Origin of the sequence: Arcicella rosea (assembly GCF_014204325.1) — a bacterium.
Lineage (GTDB): Bacteria > Bacteroidota > Bacteroidia > Cytophagales > Spirosomataceae > Arcicella > Arcicella rosea_A.
This window is the reverse complement of record NZ_JACHKT010000077.1, coordinates 1-1,024: the sequence shown is the minus strand read 5'-3', so window position 1 is coordinate 1,024 and position 1,024 is coordinate 1. Positions and strand designations below refer to the sequence as shown.

The window sequence follows — 1,024 nt, the reverse complement described above, 5'->3', positions numbered from 1 at the left end:
GGCTTTCCTTGAAAATTGTTTTTCAATATTCATTCATAATAAAATCCACTCATATTCTGGGTGGATTTTTCATTTTATTTGAGGTGATTTACTTGAAAAGTACAATTTCATAGTGCATCTGATAGCCAAACGCTGATTTTCTTAAAAACTGGTCAACGTTTTACTGTACCAGCTCGTTGAGTGGTTATTTATTGTCCTCTAATATTTATTGTTAGGCTGCTAGTTTCTTAACCTGTTGACTGTTTTCTTGCCTTCGATTGTTAATCCTGACAGCATTGGCTGTATACACGCCGAAGAATAACCAGACGAGTTCCGTCTTTTGATTTCTTGCCTTTATTTTGCGTAAAAGATAATGTTCTTTTTCAGTGCCAAAACTGCCCTCCAGACGTGTACTCCTTTCTTTGTTAAGGATGCCTTTCATTTGCTTAGTGGCTTTATCATCTTTGCCTCTACCTTTTCTACAAAAGTTGTGTTGAATGCCTTGCTCTCTTAAAAAAGTACGATTCTCATTGGTTGGGTAAATCCCATCTGCGGCTACATGAGTGCATTTGCCAATTATAGTGTCATGCCTTACTACGCTATCTTTCAGTCTCTTGCACTCATTGAAAGCATTGTAGCTTGCATGTTCAATAATGTTAATTCCACCAACTTGATTAATATGTGCTTTTATTCCATACTCTACTGGCTTGTTTTCTTTTCCTCTGACAATAGGGCGAATATAAGGTTTAAAAATGCTTACAATGCGGTCACTAATCTTCGCCCCAGGTATTTCAAAAAGTTGTTTTTGCTGTTCATACACAACTTTAATTGTTTGAAACACTTCTGCATCTTTTTCTGAAAACCCCTTAGATTTAACTTGCTCTAAGAGTTCTTTGAGTGTTAAAATACCTTTATTTAGTAGCTTTAAAAGTGAACGTTTTCTGGAGTAGGTCTTTCGACGAATCTTCTTTCTAAGTTTGCTGTAAGTCAACTGTTTTATCTTTTGGTCTTTGTATTTAGACCTCGGTAATTTGATTTTATTACT

General features: G+C 35.4%; 1 protein-coding gene. It reads right to left on the bottom strand.

Annotated features, from left to right (window positions below; all coding sequences use genetic code 11):
• Positions 1-211: 211 nt before the first annotated feature.
• The coding region (locus tag HNP25_RS21630; protein ID WP_221432536.1) for a transposase at positions 212-1,024 on the bottom strand (813 nt) is incomplete at its 5' end.